General features: G+C 63.3%; 14 protein-coding genes. 11 read left to right on the top strand and 3 right to left on the bottom strand.

The window, feature by feature from the left end; translation table 11 throughout:
- Positions 1-12 precede the first annotated feature (12 nt).
- From JF515_RS05400 to JF515_RS05390, 3 genes are read right to left on the bottom strand one after another with little or no spacing between them, the layout of a single operon-like run.
- The gene (locus JF515_RS05400) at positions 13-1,176 is read right to left on the bottom strand and encodes an acyl-CoA dehydrogenase family protein (protein WP_203101728.1); all 1,164 of its coding nucleotides are present in this window, start codon (positions 1,174-1,176) and stop codon (positions 13-15) included.
- Positions 1,169-2,548 carry an MmgE/PrpD family protein gene (locus JF515_RS05395; RefSeq protein WP_203101727.1) on the bottom strand — a complete coding sequence of 460 codons (1,380 nt, stop codon included), beginning with the start codon at positions 2,546-2,548 and terminating at the stop codon, positions 1,169-1,171. Before JF515_RS05395 ends, JF515_RS05400 begins: the two co-directional genes overlap by 8 nt.
- Positions 2,548-3,387 (bottom strand): FAS1-like dehydratase domain-containing protein, encoded by an 840-nt coding sequence (locus JF515_RS05390; RefSeq protein ID WP_203101726.1) that lies wholly within the window; start codon positions 3,385-3,387, stop codon positions 2,548-2,550. Before JF515_RS05390 ends, JF515_RS05395 begins: the two co-directional genes overlap by 1 nt.
- A gap of 105 nt (positions 3,388-3,492) precedes the next feature.
- Between JF515_RS05390 and JF515_RS05385 the strand changes: the two genes are divergently transcribed.
- The 11 genes from JF515_RS05385 to JF515_RS05335 all read left to right on the top strand — a co-directional run bounded on the left by JF515_RS05385 (position 3,493) and on the right by JF515_RS05335 (position 13,426).
- Positions 3,493-4,413 carry an SDR family NAD(P)-dependent oxidoreductase gene (locus JF515_RS05385; RefSeq protein WP_238400874.1) on the top strand — a complete coding sequence of 307 codons (921 nt, stop codon included), beginning with the start codon at positions 3,493-3,495 and terminating at the stop codon, positions 4,411-4,413.
- Positions 4,414-4,432: 19 nt separating this feature from the next.
- The gene (locus JF515_RS05380) at positions 4,433-4,858 is read left to right on the top strand and encodes a Zn-ribbon domain-containing OB-fold protein (RefSeq protein ID WP_238400873.1); all 426 of its coding nucleotides are present in this window, start codon (positions 4,433-4,435) and stop codon (positions 4,856-4,858) included.
- Positions 4,851-6,032, top strand: coding sequence for a thiolase (locus JF515_RS05375; RefSeq protein ID WP_203101725.1), 1,182 nt, complete (start codon positions 4,851-4,853; stop codon positions 6,030-6,032). Before JF515_RS05380 ends, JF515_RS05375 begins: the two co-directional genes overlap by 8 nt.
- Before the next feature lie 168 nt (positions 6,033-6,200).
- Positions 6,201-6,695 carry a tripartite tricarboxylate transporter TctB family protein gene (locus JF515_RS05370; RefSeq protein WP_203101724.1) on the top strand — a complete coding sequence of 165 codons (495 nt, stop codon included), beginning with the start codon at positions 6,201-6,203 and terminating at the stop codon, positions 6,693-6,695.
- Between the two features lie 4 nt (positions 6,696-6,699).
- A complete protein-coding gene (locus JF515_RS05365; RefSeq protein WP_203101723.1) occupies positions 6,700-8,211 on the top strand; it encodes a tripartite tricarboxylate transporter permease in 1,512 nt (503 codons plus the stop codon).
- The gene (locus JF515_RS05360) at positions 8,208-9,260 is read left to right on the top strand and encodes an AraC family transcriptional regulator (protein ID WP_203101722.1); all 1,053 of its coding nucleotides are present in this window, start codon (positions 8,208-8,210) and stop codon (positions 9,258-9,260) included. The genes JF515_RS05365 and JF515_RS05360 overlap by 4 nt, the downstream gene beginning before the upstream one ends.
- Before the next feature lie 85 nt (positions 9,261-9,345).
- Positions 9,346-10,530: a lipid-transfer protein gene (locus JF515_RS05355; RefSeq protein WP_203101721.1), complete on the top strand. Its 1,185-nt coding sequence runs from the start codon at positions 9,346-9,348 to the stop codon at positions 10,528-10,530.
- 9 nt (positions 10,531-10,539) lie between these two features.
- A complete protein-coding gene (locus tag JF515_RS05350; protein WP_203101720.1) occupies positions 10,540-10,998 on the top strand; it encodes a MaoC family dehydratase N-terminal domain-containing protein in 459 nt (152 codons plus the stop codon).
- Positions 10,995-11,441: a MaoC/PaaZ C-terminal domain-containing protein gene (locus JF515_RS05345; protein WP_203101718.1), complete on the top strand. Its 447-nt coding sequence runs from the start codon at positions 10,995-10,997 to the stop codon at positions 11,439-11,441. Before JF515_RS05350 ends, JF515_RS05345 begins: the two co-directional genes overlap by 4 nt.
- Entirely contained in the window at positions 11,428-12,249 is an 822-nt protein-coding gene (locus JF515_RS05340) for an SDR family NAD(P)-dependent oxidoreductase (protein WP_203101716.1), read from the top strand. Before JF515_RS05345 ends, JF515_RS05340 begins: the two co-directional genes overlap by 14 nt.
- A 10-nt stretch (positions 12,250-12,259) precedes the next feature.
- The gene (locus tag JF515_RS05335; RefSeq protein WP_203101714.1) at positions 12,260-13,426 is read left to right on the top strand and encodes an acyl-CoA dehydrogenase family protein; all 1,167 of its coding nucleotides are present in this window, start codon (positions 12,260-12,262) and stop codon (positions 13,424-13,426) included.
- Positions 13,427-13,442: the final 16 nt, after the last annotated feature.

The following is a 13,442-nucleotide window of genomic DNA, read 5'->3' as shown; positions in this document are numbered from 1 at the left end:
CTTGGCCAGCGTTCAGAACGAGCGTGGCAATTCGAGCAGATGCTCGGCCACGTAGGACAGAATCAGGTTGGTCGAGATCGGCGCGACTTGATAGAGACGGGTCTCGCGGAACTTGCGTTCGACGTCGTATTCGCAGGCGAACCCGAAACCGCCATGGGTTTGCAGGCAGGCGTTGCCGGCCTCCCAGGAGGCCTTGGCGGCCAGGTATTTGGCCATGTTGGCGCTGGCGCCAGCGGGCATACCGGAATCGTATTCGCGGCAGGCGCGCCAGCGCATCAGGTCGGCGGCTTCCACCTCGATGTGTGCCTCCGCCAGCGGGAACTGAATGCCCTGGTTCTGACCGATGGGGCGGCCAAACACTTCCCGTTCCCGAGCGTAGTGGCGGGCCTTGTCGATGAACCAGCGGCCATCGCCAATGCACTCGGCGGCGATCAGGGTGCGTTCCGCGTTGAGGCCATCGAGGATATAGCGAAAGCCCTTGCCTTCCTCGCCAATCAGATTTTCCGCCGGGATCTCCAGGTCATCGAAGAACAGCTCATTGGTGACATGGTGCACCATATTGTCGATAGGCTGGACGGTGAGGCCGTTGCCAATGGCCTGGTGCAGGTCGACCAGGAAGATCGACATGCCATCGGTTTTCTTGCTGACCTGGTCCAGCGGCGTGGTGCGCGCCAGCAGGATCATCAGATCCGAATACTGGATGCGCGAGATCCACACTTTCTGGCCATTGATCACATACTTGTCGCCGCGGCGGATGGCGGTGGTCTTGATCCTGGTGGTATCGGTGCCGGTGGTGGGTTCGGTGACCCCCATGGATTGCAGGCGCAGCTCGCCGCTGGCCAGCCTGGGAAGGTACTCGCGCTTCTGGGCTTCGGAACCATTGCGTAGCAGCGTGAACATATTGTACATCTGGCCGTGCACGGTGCCCGAGTTGCCGCCACAACGATTCACTTCCTCCAGGATCACGGAGGCTTCCGCCAAGCCGAGGCCGGAGCCGCCATATTGCTCGGGGATCATCGCCGCCAGCCAGCCGGCCTCGGTGAGCGCGGCGACGAATTCTTCCGGGAAGCCCTTGTCCCGGTCGATGCCACGCCAGTATTCATCGCTGAACCGTTCACACAGACCGCGAACGCCGTCGCGAATGCCGTCCAGTGCCTGTGCATCGTACTCAACCATCTTGTCTCTCCCGATCTTGTTGGTATGCCTGAAAACGCACCGGGCCGTTGGCGCCAAGCCGCCAGACCCGGGCGATAAGGTCGTCGGCGCGGGTCGCATCGACCTGCCCGAAGGCCGCCAGATGCCGGAACTTCGTCTCCAGTTCCGCCCGTGAAAGGGTATTGCCGGGGTCGCCCTTGGGCTCGTCGATGGCGCCTTGCAGGCGGCGCCCGTCGGTGGTCTCCACGGTGATCCGTCCCAGCCACCGGGCCGGGTAAGCACCGTCCACCTCAGCGTCCAGGATCATCCCCACCTTGTCCCGGAACGCGGCCACGGCCGGATTATCCAGGGGGATGTGGTGGAATTCGCCAAGGCCGGCGCGGCCATGCAGGGCGATCAACGCCAGCACCGTGCCCATGGAGAACTTCGCCTGATGAATGGTGCGCGGCGTCTCCACCCGGCCGAGCACATCCAGCGCCGCCTGGTGGACCCGAGCGGTGACGCTAACGATGTCCTCGGCCATCAGTCGTTCGCGAGTCATCAGGTCGAGCAGGGCGTCCGCCGCCGGGTGGGTGTGTCGGCAGGAGGCGTGGAATTTGAAGGAGGTTTCGGCCAGGGCCCAGCGTTCACCGAGCCGGTCGTCGAGAAACGCCGGGTCGGCGTCCCGCGACAAGCCGGCGGCCAGCCCCTGATCGCCTTCCAGAATGTCGCGGGCGCCGGTGAGGCCCTCGGCCGTGAGGCAGGCGGCGAGCACGCCGTCCGCCGCCGCTTTGCCGGTGTGCAGTTGCTTGGAATCCGCCGCGTCACGGAGGAATTCCCACAGACCGGAGGCCTGGGTGCCGGCGCTGCCGAGCAGATGGGTAAAGCCGTTCTGATCCAGTCCCAGGAGCTTGCCGGCGGCCACGGCCGCCGCCAGGGTGCCCACGGTCCCGGTGGTATGAAACACGCGGTAGTGGGAGCGGCCCAGGAATTCACCAATCCGAATACCCGCTTCATAACCCGCCACCGCCGCCGTGATCAGCGCCTGGCCGTTGCGTTCCTGATCCTGGGCCAGTGCCAGGGCGGCGGGGAACACCACCGTGGCGGGGTGCAGCACGGAACTGTTGTGTAGATCATCCTGCTCCACCACATGGGAAGCGGCACCGTTCACCAGGGCGGCGAAATAGGGTGAGGTGGTGCCACCGTCGACCAGATTCTCGCAGCGCCCCGTGCCTGGCCCCATGCGCCGGGCATAGCCAGAGAAAAGCGGAATCGGTGGCTGCGAGCGACCAGCCAGCAGAGAACCGAGCCAGTCGAGAAACAGGTCCTCGGTGCGCGCCACCACGGGCTGGGGCAGGTCCTCGAAACGCAGGCCCGCCAGAAAGGCGGTGAGATGTTCGCTGTGACGGCTCATCACGGGGTCTCCTTGAAATGCACTTCGGCGGTTTGCGACTGGCCGTCTCTATCGCCGGCGAACAGGCGGGCCCGGCCCGGTTCCTCCCGGATGCCACCGACCACGAATTGGCCGGGGCAGAGCAGTGGCCGCAGACCACGAAATTGGAAGCCCGTGGGTGTGACACCCGGATGGGCGTCGAGAAAGGCATCCAGCACCAGGGTCGCGATCAGCGGGCCGTGCACCACCAGGCCGGTGTAACCCTCGGCGCCAGTGGCGTAGGGCCAGTCGTAATGGATGCGGTGGCTGTTGAAGGTCACCGCTGAATAACGGAACAGCAGCACAGGGTCCGGCTTGATGTCGCGGCGCCAGTGCAGCTCTGGCAGCGGGATGCCGGGCCGGGCGGGCAAGGGGCGTGGTTCGCGGTAAACCAGATCCTGCTGTTCATGCAGCGTTTCTTCGCCGTCCTGCTCGTAATGATGATCCAGGGTCACGAACGTCATGGTCCCGGCGTTGCGGCCGGTCTTGCGTTGGATGTCCCGGACCCGGCTGTGTCGGCGAGCCGGGAAGCCGACCCGTAAAGGGCGCTGGAAGGTGAGCCGGCTGCCGGCCCACATTCGCTGCAGGCCAGGCATGGGGGGCAGGAAGCCACCGCCTTCGGGGTGCCCGTCGTTGGACAGCGTTGCCGCCGGTGCCGCCGCTTGGAAGAAGGCCCAATGCCACAGCCAGGGCAGGGCATCACCTTTGTCCGGCGTGTCCCTTCCCAGGGTAGCGGCCACGCGGGCCACCGCCCCGAGGTCCAGCGTGTCCGTCTGGTTCTGCTCGGCGCCGAGCCAGGTTTGCGGTTGACCAGCAGCCATCGGGCTTCCTTTTCTTCGTTGCTTTCTTTCGTATACTGTATACGGTATACATTAAATCCTTCAACAAGAAGTGACATCGACAAAAAAAGAAACGGGAGAGGAGTTATGTCGAACAGCACTTTGCTCGATGGCAAGGCGGTGGTGGTCACCGGCGCCGGTGGCGGTATTGGGCGTGACATCGCCCTGGCCATGGCGGCCGCTGGCGCGCGGGTGGTGGTCAACGATATCGGCGCGTCCCTGAGTGGCGACGGCACCGACGACGGCCCCGCCCAGGCGGTGGTGGAAGCGATCCGCGCCGCCGGAGGTGAAGCGGTGGCGAGTACTGATAGCGTGTCCGAAGCGAGCAGCGCGAACGCCGTCATAGAGATGGCTCTGGATCATTTCGGGCGCATCGATGGCGTGGTGAACAACGCGGGTATTCTGCGTGACCGTTTTTTTCACAAGATGAGCGTGGATGAATGGGATGCGGTATTGAAGGTGCACTTGTACGGTGCCTTCTACATGAGCCGCGCCGCCGCGCCACATTTCAAGGCTCAGGCAAGCGGCGCCTTCGTGCACATGACTTCCACCTCCGGGCTGATCGGCAACTTGGGACAGGCCAATTATTCCGCCGCCAAACTGGGCGTGGCCGCGCTGTCCAAATCGATCGCCCTGGACATGCAGCGTTTCAACGTGCGTTCAAACTGCATCGCGCCCTTCGCCTGGAGCCGTATGACCGGTTCCGTACCGGCGGACAGCGAGGAGGAAAAACAGCGCGTGGAACGCTTCAAGCGGATGACGCCGGCCAAGATCGCGCCCTTGGCGGTGGCTCTGATGGGCGATCAGACCACCGATGTGAGCGGGCAGATCTTCGCGGTGCGCAACAATGAGATATTCCTGATCAGCCAGCCTCGTCCGGTGCGTTCGGTACACAACAGCGACGGCTGGACCCCGGACACGGTGTTGTCCCAGGCGCTGCCGGCGCTGCGCGCCAGCTTCCACGATCTCGATAAATCCGCCGACGTATTTTGCTGGGACCCGATCTGAGTCCGCTTACCGGAGAACAATGACCATGAATGACAACGCCATCAACCCGGCGGGTCCGGCGGCCCGCGTCTACGCGGAGACGCTGGCCGCCGGCCGCTTTCGGATTCAGCGCTGCCAGGACTGCGATAGCGCTATTTTCTATCCCCGTGAACTCTGCCCGGCCTGCGGTAGCGGTGACCTGCATTGGTTCGCGCCCAGTGGCCGGGGTACCGTCTATGCCACCACCACGGTGCGTCGTAAGGAGGAGGCGGGCGGTGACTACAACGTGGCCCTGATCGACCTCGAGGAAGGGCCAAGATTGATGAGTCGGGTGGATGGGCTATCCCCGGACGCGGTATGTATTGGTCAGCCGGTTCGTGCGCGGGTGGCGGTGGAGGAAGATCAGGGCGTGCTGCTGTTCGATGCGGTGGAAGTGGATCGACAGCCGGAGAAAGATCATGAATAACGCCAGCCTGAGTCATCTACGAGGCAAGACCGCGATTGCCGGCGTGGCTACCTTTGGATGCGGTGAATCCCCCGGCTACAGCGACATGGACCTGCTCGCCAACGCGGCCCGTCGCGCGGTGACGGATGCCGGTCTGACCATGAAGGATATCGACGGAGTATGCACCGCCAGTGTACTGGCCACCATGTGGCCCATGGAGGTGGTGGAACATCTGGGCATCAATGCCCGCTTTATCGACGGTACCATGATCGGAGGCTCCAGCTTCGTGGCGCATCTGATGCCAGCCATGTTGGCGCTGGAGTCCGGGCAGTGCGACGCGGTGCTGGTGTGCTACGGCAGCGCGCAACGTACTTCCACCTTGAATCGCAAGGAAGTGGCCAGGGCGCGCCGGCGTATGGACCCACAACCCTACGAGCATCCGTACCAGCCGATGCTGCCATTGTCCGCCTATGCGCTGGCGGCTTCTCGCCATATGCATGAATTCGGCACCACCAGGGAGCAATTGGCGGAAGTCGCGGTAGCCGCGCGCCAGTGGGCACGCCTTAACCCGGATGCCTTTATGCGTGACCCTCTCACGGTAGCCGACGTGCTGGGCGCGCGCATGGTTTCCGATCCGCTCACGGTACGTGACTCTTGTCTGGTCACCGATGGTGGCGGCGCCTATGTGCTGGTACGTGGCGAGCGTGCCCGCGACCTGCCCAAACCGCCGGTTTATGTGCTTGGCAGTGGCACGGCGGTCTGGCACCGGCAGATTTCATCAATGCCGGACCTCACCGTGACCGCCGCCAGGCAATCCGGTGAGCAGGCTTATCGGATGGCCGGACTGGGCCCCGCCGACATGGACATCGCGGAACTGTACGACGCCTTCACCATCAACACGGTGTTGTTCCTCGAGGACCTGGGATTTTGCGCAAAAGGGGAGGGGGGTGCCTTTGTCGCCGATGGAAATATACGCCCAGGCGGTTCGCTGCCGGTAAACACCAACGGCGGTGGTCTGTCCTGGGGGCACCCGGGCATGTACGGCATTTTCGCCACCATCGAAGCTGTACGGCAGTTGCGTGGTGACGGCGAGGAGCGCCAGGTCGCTGGAGCAAACACCGCCATCGTGCACGGTAACGGGGGGACGCTATCGAGCCAGTCCACCGCGATCCTGGGAACCAGTGCCACGGTGTAATCGACCTGACTGGCGGAAACCGTCATCCAAGGGAGTGAAACCCGCCCGGCGATGACGTTTTCCGCCAACCGGTTTGGCGCCTATCGCCATAGGCGCGGCGGTTCGCCGGGGACATGCTTTCCAGCGGCGAGGCGATAAAAACATCTAATAACAATGAGGAGGTGTGTCGTGAGCACCGATACCCGGGCGCCCGAAGTGGCGCCGTCCCGGCCCGCGTCCAAGGGCCGGCGTCTGAACCGGGGCGAGATCGTGGTGGCGATCGCCTTCACCCTGGTGGGGCTGGCCGTGGCGGGCATCGCCACAGGCTACCAGCTCGGCGATCTGCGCCGCATGGGCCCCGGCTACTTTCCCCTGATTCTCGGCCTGATGCTGGCCGCCATCGGCGTGGCGCTGGTCATCGAGGTGATACGTTCGGATAACCCACCGCCACCCTTGTTGATGCGTCCCTTCATGATGCTGTCCCTGGGTATCATCAGCTTCGCGCAGTTAGTGGAGCGAGCCGGCATGGTGCCGGCGGTGTTCAGCCTGGTGGTGCTCAGCGCTCTCGGGGAACGCACCCTGCGACCACTGGCGATTCTGGCGATCGCGGTGGTGATGTCGGCGGTGAGCGTGATGCTGTTCATTCAGGCCCTGGGCATTCCGGTGTCCGCTTTCCCGGAGTGATACCATGGAATTGTGGAGCAACATCCTGCTGGGCCTGCATGAAGCCCTCACCCTGGAAACCTTTCTGTTTTGTTTCATCGGCGTCACCATTGGTACCTTCGTCGGCGTGTTGCCGGGGATCGGTGCTCTGGCGGCGATTTCCCTGGCGCTGCCGATCACCCACCATTTTGATCCGACCGCCGCGCTGGTGATGTTGGCGGGCATTTTCTACGGAACCATGTACGGTGGGTCCACGGCGGCTATTCTGCTGAACCTGCCAGGCAGCATTACCTCCGCAGTGACTTGCATTGATGGATTTCCCATGGCGCGTAACGGTCGTGCCGGCATCGCCCTTTTCGTTACCGCCATCGCGTCCTTCGTGGGCAGTTCCATCGCCATCGTGGTGGTGATGGGGTTCGCGCCGGTGGTGGCCGCCTTCGCCGTCAAGTTCAGTGCCTATGAATACTTCGCGATCATGTTGTTGGGCCTGGTAGCGGCATCGTCCCTGGCCAGTGGCTCGCCCCTCAAGGGCGTGGCCATGGTGATCGTGGGGGTGGTGCTTGGGCTGATTGGCACGGATGTCACCTCTGGTCAGTATCGCTATACGTTCGGCCTGGAAGGCCTGGCCGATGGCGTCAACCTGATCGCCATCGCCATGGGCCTGTTCGGCATCGGCGAGATCCTCGCCAATGTGGGCCGCGACCCGGGTGAGCGGCGTCGCCCTGAAAAAGTGACCCTGCGATCCATGATGCCCGACCGCGACGACTGGAGGCGGTTCTGGATGCCGGCCGGGCGCGGTTCGCTGCTGGGCACGGTGATCGGGGTGCTGCCCGGCGTCGGCGCGGTGCTGTCTTCCTTCCTGGCCTATATTGGCGAGAAGAAGCTGTCGCGGGAGCCGGAGCGCTTCGGCAAGGGCGCCGTGGAAGGGGTGGTGGCCCCGGAGGCGGCCAACAACGCCGCCACCCAGAGCGGTTTCATTCCTACCCTGACGCTGGGCATTCCCGGCGACGCGGTGATGGCCCTGTTGCTGGGTGCGATGATGCTACACGGTATCGTGCCGGGTCCGCGTTTTATCACCGAGAACCCTGACATGTTTTGGGGGCTGGTCATGAGTTTTTGGATCGGCAATCTGCTATTGCTGGTGCTCAATATCCCCTTGATCGGTTTGTGGGTGAGGATGGTGTCGATTCCCTACCAGATTCTCTATCCGATTATCCTGGTGTTCGTATGCGTGGGCGTGTACAGCGCGCGCAACAATGTGTTCGATCTTTATGTGGCGCTTTTCTTTGGGCTGGTGGGCTATGTGCTCAGTGCTTTTCGTTATCCGGCGGCGCCATTGTTGCTCGGCTTCGTGCTGGGGCCGGCTCTTGAGGAGCATCTGCGCCGTGCCTTGCTTCTCTCGCGAGGGGATTTCATGGTGTTCATGGAGCGCCCGTTAAGCGCGACCCTGATCGTCGCCAGCATCCTGATCTTTCTGTTCTCCCTGAGAAACCTCGTGGGTCGGGGTGTTCAATTCGCGCGGGGGGTGGGCTCATGAACGCGCGCGTGGCGCCGCCCACCCATACCATCGCCATCTCCCACGTTATTGAAATTACCGAGGGGGCGCGCTCCCAGGGTGTGGATGTGCGCCGCCTTCTACGCCGCTCGGGCATCTCGCCTTCGTTACTGGAAACGCCCCTGTCGAGGGTGTCCCAGGATCAGTATGCGCGGCTGCTATCGTTGCTTGGCCGTACCTTGCGTGACGAATACTTCGGGCTGTGCAGTCAGCCGGTGCGGCTGGGCGCCTTTGCCCATATCTGCCGAGAATTGATTGGCTGCGGTACGTTGGGGGAAGCCATGCGCAAGGGCTTCTCGTTCTACCACCTGATGCTCGATGATTTCGTGGCGCGGCTTACGGTACGGCGCGGGGTTGCCCGGGTAATCATCCACCAGAACAACCGTGATCCGCGCGCGCAACACTATGCGCGCCGTACTTTCATGTTCTTCTCCTGGGGCCTGGCGTCGTGGTTGGTGGCGCGACGGCTGCCTTTGCGCGCAGTGCACTATCAGCAGCCCGGGCCCGGCAGCGGCACCGACCCTTACGTGATGTTCCAGGCGCCGGTACTCTACGACCAGCCGGTTTTCGGTTATCAGTTCGATGCCCGTTGGCTGGACCTGCCGGTGGTGCAGAACCGCCTCAGCGTGGAGGAGTTTTTCCATCAGGCGCCGGCCAATCTTCTGGTGCGTTACCGTGACGAGACCTCCTGCACCGAGCGGATTCGACGGCTACTGAGAAAGCACCTGGACAGTGGCCTGCCTACGCTGGAGCAGGTTGGCGATACTCTTGGCATGACCCCGCAGACACTACGCCGTCGACTACGCGCCGAGGGTCAGACCTATCAGGGGCTGAAGGATCGCCTCCGTCGTGATGCGGCCATCGAATACCTCTCCAATCCGGAGTTGCAGCTGCAGGACGTCGCTTTCCGGCTGGGTTTCTCCGAGCTCAGTACCTTTCATCGCGCATTCAAGAAATGGACCGGGCTGCCCCCCGGCGAATACCGCTATACCCATCTCAAACGTCGTGCCCGAAGCGGGCAAATTGTTTAGTTCGGCCAATCACTTTGAGGGGTCGGGCCATGCCGGATTCCCGGGTCGGGCGGCACCATGAGTGTCAATGAGATGGGAGAGAACAATGGCAGAACGCGTGTACGTCGCCGGGGTCGGGATGATCCCGTTCAGCAAGCCGGGTCGCAGTGAGGCCTACCATGTGATGGCGTCCCGCGCCGTCCGCGCCGCTCTGAAGGATGCCGGCATTGATTACCCCCAGGTTCGGCAAGCCTACGCCGGCTATGTGTATGGCGATTCCACCAGCGGTCAGGCCGGTCTCTATGAAGTCGGCCTTTCCGGCATCCCTGTCATCAATGTCAACAATAACTGCGCCAGCGGTTCCAGTGCGTTGTTCCTTGCCCGTCAGGCGGTTGCCCACGGTGTGGTGGACTGCGCGCTGGCGGTGGGCTTCGAGCAGATGACGCCGGGCGCGCTGAGCAGCCCGTTCCCGGATCGCCGTCCGGCGGTGGCCGGCCTGGTCGACGCCATGGTCGAGGTGCAGGGCTACGATGAACAAGCCCCCCGGGCAGCTCAGTTGTTCGGTGGCGCCGCGCGTGCCTACATGAACGAGTACGGGGCCGCGCCGGAGACCTTCGCGCGCATCTCGGTCAAGGCACGCCAACATGCCGCCAACAATCCCTATGCGGTGTTTCGCGACACCGTAGCTCTGGAGCAGGTGCTGGACGCGCCGATGATTTTTGATCCGCTGACGCGCCTGCAATGCTGCCCGCCTACCTGTGGAGCGGCGGCGGCGGTGGTGTGTTCGGCGGATTTCGCCGCCCGTCAGGGCCTGACCGGGGCGGTACACATCGTCGCGCAGTCGATGACCACTGATATGCCTGGCACTTTCGAGAGCAAGGACATGCGAAAGGTAGTCGGCTACGACATGACCGAGCTGGCTGCGCGCCGGGTCTATGAGGAGGCAGGCGTAGGCCCTGGAGACGTCGACGTGGTGGAGCTGCATGACTGTTTCACCGCCAACGAACTGATCACCTACGAAGGGCTGGGACTTACCGCTCCTGGCACCGCGGAACGTTTCATCCTGGACGGTGATAACACCTACGGTGGCCGTGTCGTCACCAATCCCTCGGGCGGCCTGCTTTCCAAAGGGCATCCCCTGGGCGCCACCGGCCTTGCCCAGTGCGCCGAGCTTGTCTGGCAACTGCGTGGCGACGCAGGCCCGCGTCAGGTCGAGGGCGCGCGGGTGGCTTTGCAGCATAACCTGGGGCTGGGTGGCGCCTGCGTGGTCACTCTGTACGGCAAGGACTGAGGCGGCGCGATGATTGATACCTCTTATATCGGCACGTCCTTGCCCTCCTTCGAGGTCATGGTTGAGCGCGGCCGCCTGGCGTTGTTCGCCAAGGCCATCGGTCAGGACGATCCGCTCTACAGCGATCTCGCCACGGCTCGGGGTGCCGGCCACCCCGATCTGCCGGTGCCGCCCACCTTCCTTTTCTGTCTGGAGATGGATGCTCCGGACCCGGCGGCGTTGCGCAAGCTTTTGAGCATCGATATAGCCCGGGTGCTGCACGGTGAACAGCACTTCCGTTACCACCGCCAGGCGCACGCCGGCGACCGGTTGCGATTCGAGCCAGTGATCGCGGATATCCATGCCAAGAAGGGTGGTGCCCTGGAATTCGTGGTGCGTGATACGCGGGTCACTAATCAGCACGGCCAGGCGGTGGCGGATCTGCGCTGCGTCACCGTGGTTCGAAATCCGCAAGGAGGAGATTCATGAACGGAATGGCCATCGACGATGTACTTCCCGAGTTGTCAGTGGGTCCTGTGTCGCGGCTGGACCTGGCACTGTATTGCGGCGCGTCCGGCGATCACAACCCGATTCACGTGGATATTGACTTCGCCCGCGCGGCGGGCATGGAGGATGTGTTCGCCCACGGGATGTTGTCGATGGCCTATCTTGGTCGGGTTCTGACCAACTGGGTCCCGCAATCCTGGATTGAAACCTACTCGGTGCGTTTCTCCTCGATTACCCCGGTGGGCGCGCGACTGCGATGCGTGGGCCGGGTGTCCGCCATCGAGCAACTGGGTGAGAGCTGTCGGGTGACGCTGGCGCTGTCGGTACGAGACCAGGGCGAGGCGCTGAAAATCAAAGGCGAGGCTACCGTGCGAGTGCCCGCCGATGGCATCACGAACAGGGGGAACAACAATGGCAAAGCTTGACGGCAAAGTGGCGCTGGTGACCGGTTCCGGGCGTGGCATAGGCCGGGAGATCGCCTTGAAACTGGCGCAAGAGGGCGCGGCGGTGGTGGTCAATGACCTGGACCCGGTGCCGGCCGCGGATACCGTGGCGGATATCGAGGCCGCCGGCGGCCGGGCCGTGAGCTTCCCCGGCAGCGTCACCGATCCGGATTTCGCCGAAGGCTTCGTGGCCACTGCCGTGGAATCCCTGGGCGGGCTGGACATCATCGTCAATAACGCCGGCTACACCTGGGACAACGTGATCCAGAAAATGGATGACGAGCAGTGGTCGGCGATTCTCGACGTGCACCTGACCGCGCCGTTCCGGATTCTGCGGGCCGCCGCGCCCTACCTGCGTGAGAGCGCTAAACGGGAGGCTGAAGAAGGTCGGGAGGTATTCCGCAAGGTGGTTAATATTTCCTCCACTTCCGGGGTCATGGGTAATGCCGGCCAGGCCAACTATTCCGCTGCCAAGGCTGGCGTCATGGGCTTTACCAAGGCGATGGCGAAGGAATGGGGTCGATACAAGGTTAATGTGAACTGCGTGGCCTTTGCCTTGATCGCCACTCGCCTGACCCAGGCAACCGAAGAGCGTAAGACCGTGAAAATCGAGGGCCGGGATATCGCGGTGGGTGTGTCCGCCCGCAATCTGCGCGCCGCCGAGGCCAGTATTCCCCTGGGCCGCGCCGGCACGCCCCGGGAAGCCGCCGACGCGGTTTATCTGTTTTGTACCCCTGAATCCAATTACATCAGCGGCCAGACCGTCGTTTGCGGCGGTGGCCGGCCCTAGGGAGCCATGCATGAGTATTCCCGCACCGGCGTGGATGAACGAGGACCTGCGCATCTTCCAGGACTCGGTGCGCCGCATGTTCGAAAACGAGTTCGTGCCCCGGGAAGCCCGCTGGCTGGCCCAGGGCTACCCTGACCGGGAAGTATGGCGCGAGCTGGGGCGCCTGGGGCTGCTGTGCGCCGGCATTCCGGAACAATATGGCGGTGGTGGCGGTGGCTTTGGCCACGAAGCGGTGATTTGCCAGGAACAGTTCCGTGCCCAGCTCAACAGTTTCAGCCTCAACGTGCACAGTAATATTGTCGCCCATTATCTCCTCAACTATGGCAGCGAGGAGCAGCGGCGCCATTGGCTGCCCGGCATGGCCAGTGGCGAAACGGTGGCGGCCATCGCCATGAGTGAACCCGGTGCGGGGTCCGACCTGCAGGCGGTGCGCACCACCGCCCAACGGGACGGAGACGACTACCTTATCAACGGCGCCAAGACGTTTATCACCAACGGATACCATGCGGATCTGGTGTGCGTGGTGGCGAAAACCGATGGTCAGGCCAAGGGCAGCCGCGGTATCTCCCTGATTCTGGTGGATGCCCGGGAGGTGGACGGGTTCCGGCGTGGCCGGCTACTGAAGAAAATCGGCCAGCGCGGTCAGGATACCGCCGAGCTGTTCTTTGACCAGGTGCGCGTGCCGCGTCGCCAGTTGCTCGGTGGCGAGGAGGGAAGGGGGTTCACTCAGCTCATGGAGCAGCTTCCCCGCGAGCGCTTACTGATCGCCATTGGCGCGGCGGCGGCGATGCGTCGGGCCATCGACGACACCCTGGAGTACGTCAACCAGCGGCAAGTATTCGGTCAGCGCCTCCTTGATATGCAGAACACCCGTTTCAAGCTCGCCGAGGCTCACACCCAGGCCACCGTGGTTGATTGCTTCATCAATGACTGCATCCAGCGCGTTATGGACGGCGGCCTGGATGTACCCACCGCCGCCATGGCCAAGTGGTGGACCACCCAGTTGCACTGTCAGGTGGTGGACGAATGTCTGCAGCTGCACGGTGGCTACGGCTATATGGAGGAGTACCCGATCTCGCGCATGTACACCGACGCTCGAGTCGGCAAGGTTTACGGCGGCGCCAACGAAATCATGAAGGAAGTGATCGCCCGGGATCTGGACCGCCGCTTCGTCTGATATTCACGGAGAAACC

Origin of the sequence: Alloalcanivorax marinus, from assembly GCF_016785095.1 — a bacterium.
GTDB classification, from domain to species: Bacteria; Pseudomonadota; Gammaproteobacteria; order Pseudomonadales; family Alcanivoracaceae; genus Alloalcanivorax; species Alloalcanivorax marinus_A.
The sequence above is the reverse complement of the archived record's forward strand: the minus strand, read 5'-3'. Positions and strand labels throughout refer to the sequence as shown.

What these genes read in the sequence shown, in the direction of transcription:
- JF515_RS05400 (WP_203101728.1), bottom strand. Translation starts at nt 1,176, where the DNA reads ATGGTTGAGTACGATGCACAGGCACTGGACGGCATTCGCGACGGCGTT.
- JF515_RS05395 (WP_203101727.1), bottom strand. Translation starts at nt 2,548, where the DNA reads ATGAGCCGTCACAGCGAACATCTCACCGCCTTTCTGGCGGGCCTGCGT.
- JF515_RS05390 (WP_203101726.1), bottom strand. Translation starts at nt 3,387, where the DNA reads ATGGCTGCTGGTCAACCGCAAACCTGGCTCGGCGCCGAGCAGAACCAG.
- JF515_RS05385 (WP_238400874.1), top strand. Translation starts at nt 3,493, where the DNA reads ATGTCGAACAGCACTTTGCTCGATGGCAAGGCGGTGGTGGTCACCGGC.
- JF515_RS05380 (WP_238400873.1), top strand. Translation starts at nt 4,433, where the DNA reads ATGACCATGAATGACAACGCCATCAACCCGGCGGGTCCGGCGGCCCGC.
- JF515_RS05375 (WP_203101725.1), top strand. Translation starts at nt 4,851, where the DNA reads ATGAATAACGCCAGCCTGAGTCATCTACGAGGCAAGACCGCGATTGCC.
- JF515_RS05365 (WP_203101723.1), top strand. Translation starts at nt 6,700, where the DNA reads ATGGAATTGTGGAGCAACATCCTGCTGGGCCTGCATGAAGCCCTCACC.
- JF515_RS05360 (WP_203101722.1), top strand. Translation starts at nt 8,208, where the DNA reads ATGAACGCGCGCGTGGCGCCGCCCACCCATACCATCGCCATCTCCCAC.
- JF515_RS05355 (WP_203101721.1), top strand. Translation starts at nt 9,346, where the DNA reads ATGGCAGAACGCGTGTACGTCGCCGGGGTCGGGATGATCCCGTTCAGC.
- JF515_RS05350 (WP_203101720.1), top strand. Translation starts at nt 10,540, where the DNA reads ATGATTGATACCTCTTATATCGGCACGTCCTTGCCCTCCTTCGAGGTC.
- JF515_RS05345 (WP_203101718.1), top strand. Translation starts at nt 10,995, where the DNA reads ATGAACGGAATGGCCATCGACGATGTACTTCCCGAGTTGTCAGTGGGT.
- JF515_RS05340 (WP_203101716.1), top strand. Translation starts at nt 11,428, where the DNA reads ATGGCAAAGCTTGACGGCAAAGTGGCGCTGGTGACCGGTTCCGGGCGT.
- JF515_RS05335 (WP_203101714.1), top strand. Translation starts at nt 12,260, where the DNA reads ATGAGTATTCCCGCACCGGCGTGGATGAACGAGGACCTGCGCATCTTC.